Raw genomic sequence first — 8,811 nt, 5'->3', positions numbered from 1 at the left:
TCGCACGGTCGTTGCTGGAGACTGGCGGGTTTAGACCGCGATTACACTCTCAATCCTGAAGAGCCGTGAAAGGCTCTGACTACATTCGAGGCAAGCACGCTGAGCTGGCGTTCGTTACCACTAACTCGGTATCCCAAGGTGAGCATGTTTCGTTGATGTTCCCAATGATTTTCGCTCAAGGAATTGAAATCGACTTCGCCTACACGTCCTTTAAATGGGAAAACAACGCTAGAAGAAACGCGGGCGTGACCGTTGCTGTCATAGGACTGAGGAATGAATCCTCTGAACCCAAATACATTTACACCGATGATCTGAAAATCGTTGCTGAGAACATCAATGGGTATCTCTCCGATGGCAGCAACGTATGTATAGCTAAACGCACAAAGCCGATATCGGATATCCCCGCAATGTCGTTTGGAAGTATGCCGAATGATAAAGGTGCACTCATCCTGACACCGCAAGAGAAGGACCAGCTTATAGAGGTTGCGCCTGAATCAGTGCAATTTATTAGAAAATTCCTTGGCGCAAGCGAGTTCATTTCAGGATCCGACCGCTATGCTCTGTGGATTAATGATCAGCAACTACATCAAGCTACAGCCATTCCTGAAATTGCCTCTCGAATAGAGGAAGTACGCGAGTCCCGATCTCTAAGTAACAGGGTCTCTACTAAAAAACTAGCTGAAGTTCCACATCGTTTCGGTGAGGTGCGGTACAAACCAACAGACTCGATTATCGTGCCGAGTGTTTCTTCGGAGCGACGCGAATATATTCCGTTGGGCTATTTGGGGCCAGACACAGTGATTTCGAACCTGGCGTTCGGTGTCTATGACGCTGAGCCGTGGGTCTTCGCGTTGCTTACTTCACGGATGCACATGACCTGGACACGCGCCGTAGGCGGGCAGTTGGAGACACGACTTCGATATTCAAACACAATTGTCTACAACAACTTCCCGGTCCCGTCGTTGTCCAATGCGATGAAGGAGAAGCTGACTGTTGCGGCTCTGCGCGTGTTGGATGTGCGCGAATACCACTGCGAGAAGACACTGGCCGAGTTGTATGATCCGGATTTGATGCCTCAGGACCTCCGGGATGCGCACGCTGCGGTGGACGTGCTGGTGGATTCGATTTATTCCAAGAAGTCCTACGAGACGGACGAGCAGCGTCTCTCCGATTTGTTTGCCCTCTATGAGCAGATGAGCGCTGAAGAAGCCGCAAAAGCACCGGTCAAGAAGCCCCGTGCGCCGAAGAAAGCAGCAGCCAAGTGAACGCGGTAAAGAAACCAGTGAACATCGTCAACGTCTCCTACGCCCAGACGAAAGCCTCAGTAAATACCGATGCGTTGGGGATGCGTGAGATGCAGCAACGCGTCTTTGCGCAGCGGGATGCCCAGCACTTGCTGGTGAAGGCTCCACCTGCCTCAGGCAAATCCCGTGCCCTCATGTTCGTTGCCCTGGACAAGCTCTACAACCAGGGCCGTAAGAAGGTCGTTGTTGCGGTCCCAGAACGCTCGATTGGCGCGTCCTTCGCATCCACGAACCTGACTAAGTTTGGTTTCTGGGCTGACTGGGAGATCAAGGATGAACATAACCTGTGCGATGCCGGTTCGTCGGCGGGCAAGGTTGATGCGTTCATCAAATTCCTGAACGGCCCCGATGCGGTATTGGTGTGTACTCATGCGACGCTGCGTTTCGCGTTTGAGAAGCTTGCTCCCGAAGCGTTCAATGGGACGGTGTTGGCGATTGATGAGTTCCATCATGTTTCCGCTGATACGGAGAACTCCCGATTGGGTGCGCTGCTGCGTGATGTGATGAACGGGTCGGACGTGCATATCGTCGCGATGACCGGCTCCTACTTCCGCGGTGACTCTGTGCCGGTGTTGTCTCCAGAGGATGAAGCGAAGTTCACCCCGGTGACGTTCAACTACTATGACCAGCTCAACGGGTACGAGTACCTGCATTCCTTGGGCATCGGCCACCATTTCTACCAGGGCCGGTATACCGAGGCGATCGAGGAAGTCCTCGACCTGGATAAGAAGACGATCGTGCATATCCCGAACGTGAACTCGGGGGAGTCCACCAAGGACAAGGTCGAAGAAGTAGGGTTCATCATCGATGCCATCGGCCAGGTTGAAAGCACCGATCCTGACACCGGGATTATCAGCGTGCGCCGCAGGGACACCGGACAGGTCGTGCGGGTGGCTGATTTGGTCGATGACACGGACCAGAAGAAGCGTGGAGATACACTGCATTACTTGGCTCACACGGCTTCAAAGAAGCGGGATGCCGTCGACATCATTATTGCGTTGGGCATGGCGAAGGAAGGGTTTGACTGGCCCTACGCCGAGCACGCTCTTACCGTTGGGTACCGGGCTTCGCTCACTGAGGTTATTCAGATCATTGGCCGGGTGACTCGTGATAGCGAGGGCAAGTCCCATGCACAGTTCACCAACCTGATTGCCCAGCCTGATGCGGCGACCGATGAGGTGAAACTGTCGGTCAACAACATCTTGAAGGCAATTACAGCTTCGTTGTTGATGGAGCAGGTGCTGGCACCGAACTTCACGTTCAAGACCAAACGGGGCAATGACGATGCACCGAAACCTGGCGAGCTGAAAATCAAGGGGTTCAAGGAACCTTCGACCCCGCGTGTGAAGCAGATCGTGACAACGGATCTGAACGATCTGAAGGCTACGATCCTGCAGGATGAGACCTTTGCCAAGGCCGCGGCCGGCAGCTTGGACCCGGAAACGACGAACAAGGTGCTGATTCCGAAGATCATCCGGGAGAAATACCCGGATCTGACCGAAGCGCAGGTCGAGGAAGTCCGCCAGCAGGTCGTGGTTGACTCCGTGATCAAGAATGGTGAGGGGCGTGAAGTGGGGGACAAGCGCTTCATTAAGATGGCGGAGAAGTTCGTCAATATCGATGACATTGATATCAACCTGATCGATTCGGTCAACCCGTTCCAGCGGGCCTTTGAAGTGATGAGCAAATCGGTGACCCCGAATGTGCTGCGCATTATTTCGGATACCATCACCGCCACCCGGGTGGAGGTCACGGAGCAAGAAGCATTGCAGCTGTGGCCGAAGATCCAAGCTTGGGTGAAGGTCAACGGGCGTAAGCCTGACGTGCGCAGCGAGGACCCGACGGAGAAGCGATACGCTGAAGCGTTGTTGTTCTTGCAGCGGAAGAAGCAGCAGCATTTGGCGCAGCAGCGAGCAACACAGGTGGGCAACGAAGCATGAGCGAACAAGAAGACAAGACCCCAGGACTGGATGCCGCTGAGCCGGTGTTGGATATTCAGTCGCTGATCGATTCAGATCTGGATGGGCTGCTTGATACTCCTGAGAAGCCGAGGAAGATCACCGCCCAGGGGCGGTTGGAGCGTGCCTTTTTGGAGATCGTAGAGTTCAACAAGACTCATGGGCGTCTACCCAGTTCCACGACCCGGGAGATTGCCGAACGCAAGCTCGGTGCCCGGCTGGAAGGAATCTTGGCCAGTGAAGAGAAAATCGCTGCACTGAAGCCCCTGGATGAGCTGGGGCTGCTTGAATTCCCGGAAACACCAGAATCCCTGGCCGAGTTGCTGAGCTCGGATGGGTTGGATCTGCTGGACGATGATCTGGGGCTTCTCGACGTTTCCGATCTGCCGCAGCGGCGAACTGCTGAGGCCCCGGAATCGGTTGCCAAACGCAAGAAAGCTGTAGGGTTCGAAGCTTTTGAACCTTTGTTCAAGGCGAAGCATGCTGAACTTGCCGATGGAACGTACCGGTTGATCGCATATCCCGGTGAGCGAACTATCGATGAGGGGCAGTTTTTCGTCCTGAACGGCGTTATGCTCTTTGTTGCGGAAGTTGGCGAGTCACTGGTACAAAGCAGTGGTCGCAAAACCCGTCAGAAGCAGCGCTTGAGAGTCATTTTCGAAAATGGGACGGAATCTTCCATGTATCGACAGTCTCTCTCGGTCCGTCTGCATGAAGGAGCTGGGCTACTGCTTGTTCGATCTGGGCACGACGCTTCTGAAGTGGGGGATGCGGATCAGGAATCCGGCCACGTCTATGTGCTGCGCTCATTAAGTACTGATCCGCAGGTGTCCTCGATCCAGAACCTGCACAAGATCGGATTCAGCACCACAACGGTCGAAAAGCGCATCGCGAACGCGGCGGGAAGCCCCACGTATTTGATGGCACCGGTGGAAATTGTGGCTGACTATCGGGCCTACAACTTGCGTGCTTCGGCGTTAGAGCATCTTTTGCACCGAGTCTTCGCCTCAGTTCGCCTGGATATCACCCAGATCAATCGTGAGGGAAAGAACTACGACCCGTCCGAATGGTTTGTGGTGCCATTGAACGTGATCAATCAAGCGATCAGCATGATCATGTCTGGCGAGATCACTGACTATGTATATGATCCTGCAATGCAGCGGCTTGTGGAGCGTTCCTAATGGGTATGGAGATGGGGTTGTGGCGTGCTGACGGAGATCAACTCACGCGCATCACGCCCACCGCTATTGGGTTGGAAGCCCAGCTGGAGTCATATATCGAGTCTGATCCGACAATGCTGGGTGAAACTCTGCTGATTATTGGACGCCAGGTGCCGACAGCGCATGGAGGTTTCATTGACCTGCTAGCGGTCGATGAGACCGCTGCAGTCCATGTGATCGAGCTCAAGCGGGATCGGACCCCGCGTGATGTCACCGCGCAGACACTGGATTATGGCTCTTGGGTCGCCACGCTCGGTCGAGCAGAGATCACCAAGATCTTCGCCAACTATCGTCCCGGTATTGCGTTGGAAGAAGCCTTCAACGAACAGTTCGGAGGCACACTGCCGGATGAGGTGAACACCGCCCAAGTTTTCACTATTGTGGCAGCATCCGTTGATGCCGCAACGGAGAGGATCGTGCGGTTCCTGAACGAAGACTTCGGCGTTCCGATCAACGTGGTGTTCTTCCGACACTTCCACGACAACGGGGCCTCGTACCTCGCCCGCACTTGGCTCGTAGAACACGAAGTGCAACCCGCCATCTCGGCCGCTACATCACGGAAGAGCAAATCTCGTGAGCCGTGGAATGGCCAAGACTGGTATGTCTCCTTCGGTGATTCACCCGAAGGAAGGCAATGGGCTGACGGAATGAAATACGGGTTCGTATCCGCCGGGGGAGAGAAGTGGTTCTCACGGACATTGAAGAATCTCACGCCTGGAGCCCGTGTATTTACCTGTATCCCCAAAAATGGGTACGTCGGAGTGGGCACGGTACTGGGGGAAGCAAAGCGGTTTGATGAGACCACGGTCCTGTACGACGGCACCGAGACGGCGCTGACGGCACTTCCTCTCGTGGGGGCGTATCGTCACGAGGGGGACCAGGATGATGATTTAGCTGAATGGGCGGTGCCCGTTCAATGGACTCACGCAGTACCGCGGGAGCAAGGTTTTTGGAAGCCCGGGATGTTTGCCAACCAGAACACGGCGACCAAGCTGCGCAGCCAGTTCACTATCGACCAGGTTTCCGAGGCTTTCGGGCTCGACGAGTAGCGCGACCGCGAACTTTTGATGCGCGAGGTATTTAGGTTCTCAAGTGGATTCCATGTCGTAGAGGGATTTGGCCGGCAAAGTAAGAGCATTGGCTGTGTTTACTTTTCGGTATGGAGCGCGATACTCAACCGCAAGCGTAGAAAGCTGCACCGATGACTGACAACCAAAAAATTATGGCGAACTTGTTGATCTTGTTGCGTTCGGGCTGAGCCATGTCTTACTCCGTTTCCGTCGGCCAGCCTATAGCTTATCGGTCTCCATGTAATAGTTCTGGCCTTACTTGAACAGTCCAGACCAACAAAACGAGTCGAGGCAGTAGGCGTGAGTATCTATCGTTTGCTGTCGGAACTCTGCTCTCTGATCCTTCGGTAAAGCGTTGCGCGGGACATCCCCATATCCTTAGCGACTTGGGTTGCCGGTTCGCCGGCCTGGACCAGTTTGGCTGCGGTGCGTATCTGGGAGTCGGTGAAGGTGGGGCGTCGGCCGCCGAGGTCGCCGCCGGTGGTGCGGCGTTTGGTGACGGAGTCGGTGATGCGTTCGCGTTTGATCTCTAATTCCATTTGGGCCAGGGCGGCCATGACGGTGAAGACCATGGCTCCCATGGGTGTTTTGGTGTCTACGTCACCGCCGCCGAGATTCAGCACTCGCAGTCCGATATTGCGTTCGCGTAGTTCTTCGGCGAGTTCGAGCATTTTCTGGGTGGAGCGCCCGAGTCTGTCCAGGGTAGTGATCACGAGGGTATCGTCCGGGTGCAGGGCGGTCAGTGCTTTGTCCAGTCCTGGTCGTTTGGCGAGTGCTCCGGATTGGCCGTGGTCGGTGTAGAGGTCATCGCGCCGGACGCCGGCAGCAAGAAGGTCTTGGATTTGCCGGTCGGCGTCTTGGGCTTTGGTGGATACGCGGGCGTAGCCGATCAGTTTGGGCATTGGTCCTTCAAGAAGTGTCTCGCAACTAATGGTGTAGACATGATTCTACGCCATTGGTTGCGACACATAGTTGCGAGAATTTTGGACCGTTGAGTTTCCGCGGATTTTTCACCGTGGGATCGGGGTACCATGAGACGTCTTGCAACCTATAGGTTGCAAGACGTCTCTATTTGTCATTTTCAGAAGTCGGCTGCACGGAATGTCCGAAGTCGGCTGCACTATCTGCTGGAGGCCGCGCTCTGATCGACGACCCTGCTGATCTTGTTCTTCGGCGCTTCCCTCATTTTTTCGCCTGGCGGCGCAGGGCACGGAGCACTGTGTCGCCACGGTCGTCACCGCACGTCGCGGTCAGCGGGCTTCTACGGTGCCCATCATGCCCTGGTCCTCGTGGTCGAGGATGTGGCAGTGGTAGACGGTCTTCCCGGGAAAGTCCTCGAAGGCGATGAGGACTTTTACCTGGCTGCGGGCCGGGACGTTCACTACGTCCTGCCACCTCGGTTCGGAGAGGTCGCGGTTTCCGTCCTGGACGATCTGCATGGGCCATACGTGCAGGTGGATGGGGTGGTCCATGGGACTGGAGTTTTTCAGGGTCCACTCCTCCACGGTCCCGGCCGCCACGGGGGTGTCGACCCGGTCGGGGCCGAACTCCTGGCCGTTGATGGTGAAGGCCATCATCGTGGTGTCCCCCTCACCGCCCCCACTGCCCATCATGGCCCCGCCGCCCATGCCCATGGCGAAGTCCAGGGTGCGGCGGGCGGTGATCGGCTCCCCGCGCAGATCTCGCAGGCCCGGTCCTTCAGGCACAGGTGGAGGTTTTTGGACGGGTGCTCCGGACACTGTCAGAGTGAGCAGCTCGACCGGCTCGCCGCTACCGGTCTCGTTGTCACCCATCATGGTCCCGCCCATCATGGCGTCCATGCCGCCGCGGTCCACCGGTGCGGCGACCAGCGTGGAGGAGCCCTCGGTCGTTTCCACGAGCATCTCGATGCGGTTGCCGGGGGCCAGCACCACTTCGGTGATGTCCTCGGGGGTCGGCAGGCGGCCGAGGTCGCGGCTGAGCACCCGCACCTGCTGGCCCTCCAACCGCAGTCGGAGGTACCGGGAGGGGCAGGCGTTCACGATTCGCCACCGTTCCCGCTCCCCGGGCGCGGCGTTCAGTTGCGGGCGGACCGCTCCGTTGACCAGCACGACCTCACCTTCCCGGCCCATCATCTGTTGCATCTGACTCACCTCGGCGAGGTTGCCCGAAGCATCCAGGGTCAGATCCGAGACCACCATGACCCGCTCCCGGGTGACCGGGACCGGCTCGGTGTCCTCAACGATGATGGCCCCGTAGAGTCCAGCGGCGACCTGATCGGCCACGTGGCCGTGGCGGTGCGGGTGGTACCAGTAGGTGCCCGGCGGATGATCGGCCGGCAAGACGAACTCGTAGTCGAAGGACTCGCCCGGGGCGATGCTCACGAACGGATTGTCGCCGTTGCCTTCCGGGGAGACGTGCAACCCGTGCACGTGCAGGTTCGTCGGGGCCTCCAGTCCGTTGGTCATCGCCACCCGGATCGTGTCCCCCGGTGCCACCCGCAGGGTCGGTCCGGGCAGGGAGCCGTTGAAGGCCTGCACGGAGGCCTCCCGGCCACCGACCTCGATCCGTGTCGGGGCGGCGGTCAGGTCCAGTTCCAGCACGCGGTCGCGGCTGGCCAGCACCTGCGGTTCGATCAGGTCCTCACCACCGGTGTACCCGCGGCCGCCGGTGGCGGTCCACCACAGCCCGGTCCCGCCGACGACGGTGGCACCGGCCCCTGCCGCGCCAAGCGCCAGCAGTTGCCGGCGGGTCAGCGGGCTCACCGGCCGTCATCTTCGAGGGTCTGCAACCGTTCGCGGTACTCCTCGGCGCTCAACTCGCCGCGGGCGTAGCGCTCCTGGAGGATCTCCCGCCCCCGGCCAGGATCCGCGCCGGGGGCACGACCGTGATCGGGTGCGCCGGTGTTCGAGGATCTGCCGGAGAGGGTCGTTACCAGCACGACCACCAGCACGATTACCCCGGCGAGCACCAGCAGCCCGAAGACCCACATCAATCCCATACCACCCATACCGCCGCCGTTCATCATGATCGTGCTCCTTCTCTCTGGTCGTGCATGGTCAGATCTTCAGTCCTATGTGTCTCTTGCCGGTATGTGTCAACCCAGTTTTGACCTCTCAAGCCTTGGGCAGCGGGCATTTCCTGCTCACCACCACCGGGATGGACCGTGTGCTGCAGGGGCCCCGCCGATGGAGACGGCGGCGATCCCAGCTTCGGTGGCTTCTTCGATCGCGGTCGCTAACCGGGCTGGGCCTGTCCGAAGCGCAGCAGCAGCGAATCG

The 8,811-nt window shown here is 58.0% G+C and carries 7 protein-coding genes; 4 read left to right on the top strand and 3 right to left on the bottom strand.

The window, feature by feature from the left end; genetic code table 11:
- Positions 1-65 precede the first annotated feature (65 nt).
- The 4 genes from IEY43_RS17810 to IEY43_RS17795 are packed head-to-tail and all read left to right on the top strand — an operon-like array spanning position 66 to position 5,531.
- A complete protein-coding gene (locus tag IEY43_RS17810; RefSeq protein ID WP_188950338.1) occupies positions 66-1,265 on the top strand; it encodes a type IIL restriction-modification enzyme MmeI in 1,200 nt (399 codons plus the stop codon).
- Positions 1,266-1,282: 17 nt separating this feature from the next.
- Positions 1,283-3,244: a DEAD/DEAH box helicase gene (locus IEY43_RS17805; protein WP_229777485.1), complete on the top strand. Its 1,962-nt coding sequence runs from the start codon at positions 1,283-1,285 to the stop codon at positions 3,242-3,244.
- Positions 3,241-4,443 carry a GIY-YIG nuclease family protein gene (locus IEY43_RS17800; RefSeq protein ID WP_188950334.1) on the top strand — a complete coding sequence of 401 codons (1,203 nt, stop codon included), beginning with the start codon at positions 3,241-3,243 and terminating at the stop codon, positions 4,441-4,443. The genes IEY43_RS17805 and IEY43_RS17800 overlap by 4 nt, the downstream gene beginning before the upstream one ends.
- Entirely contained in the window at positions 4,443-5,531 is a 1,089-nt protein-coding gene (locus tag IEY43_RS17795) for a DUF8606 domain-containing protein (RefSeq protein WP_188950332.1), read from the top strand. The genes IEY43_RS17800 and IEY43_RS17795 overlap by 1 nt, the downstream gene beginning before the upstream one ends.
- A gap of 329 nt (positions 5,532-5,860) precedes the next feature.
- Here IEY43_RS17795 and IEY43_RS17790 read toward each other — a convergent pair whose 3' ends face one another.
- The 3 genes from IEY43_RS17790 to IEY43_RS17780 all read right to left on the bottom strand — a co-directional run bounded on the left by IEY43_RS17790 (position 5,861) and on the right by IEY43_RS17780 (position 8,532).
- A complete protein-coding gene (locus tag IEY43_RS17790; protein ID WP_134780723.1) occupies positions 5,861-6,454 on the bottom strand; it encodes a recombinase family protein in 594 nt (197 codons plus the stop codon).
- A 348-nt stretch (positions 6,455-6,802) separates the two neighbouring features.
- Positions 6,803-8,296 (bottom strand): multicopper oxidase family protein, encoded by a 1,494-nt coding sequence (locus IEY43_RS17785; RefSeq protein WP_188950331.1) that lies wholly within the window; start codon positions 8,294-8,296, stop codon positions 6,803-6,805.
- The gene (locus IEY43_RS17780; RefSeq protein ID WP_229777484.1) at positions 8,293-8,532 is read right to left on the bottom strand and encodes an SHOCT domain-containing protein; all 240 of its coding nucleotides are present in this window, start codon (positions 8,530-8,532) and stop codon (positions 8,293-8,295) included. Before IEY43_RS17780 ends, IEY43_RS17785 begins: the two co-directional genes overlap by 4 nt.
- Between the last annotated feature and the right edge of the window lie 279 nt (positions 8,533-8,811).

It is taken from the genome of Glutamicibacter protophormiae, assembly GCF_014647495.1.
GTDB classification, from domain to species: domain Bacteria; phylum Actinomycetota; class Actinomycetes; order Actinomycetales; family Micrococcaceae; genus Glutamicibacter; species Glutamicibacter protophormiae.
The sequence above is the reverse complement of the archived record's forward strand: the minus strand, read 5'-3'. Positions and strand labels throughout refer to the sequence as shown.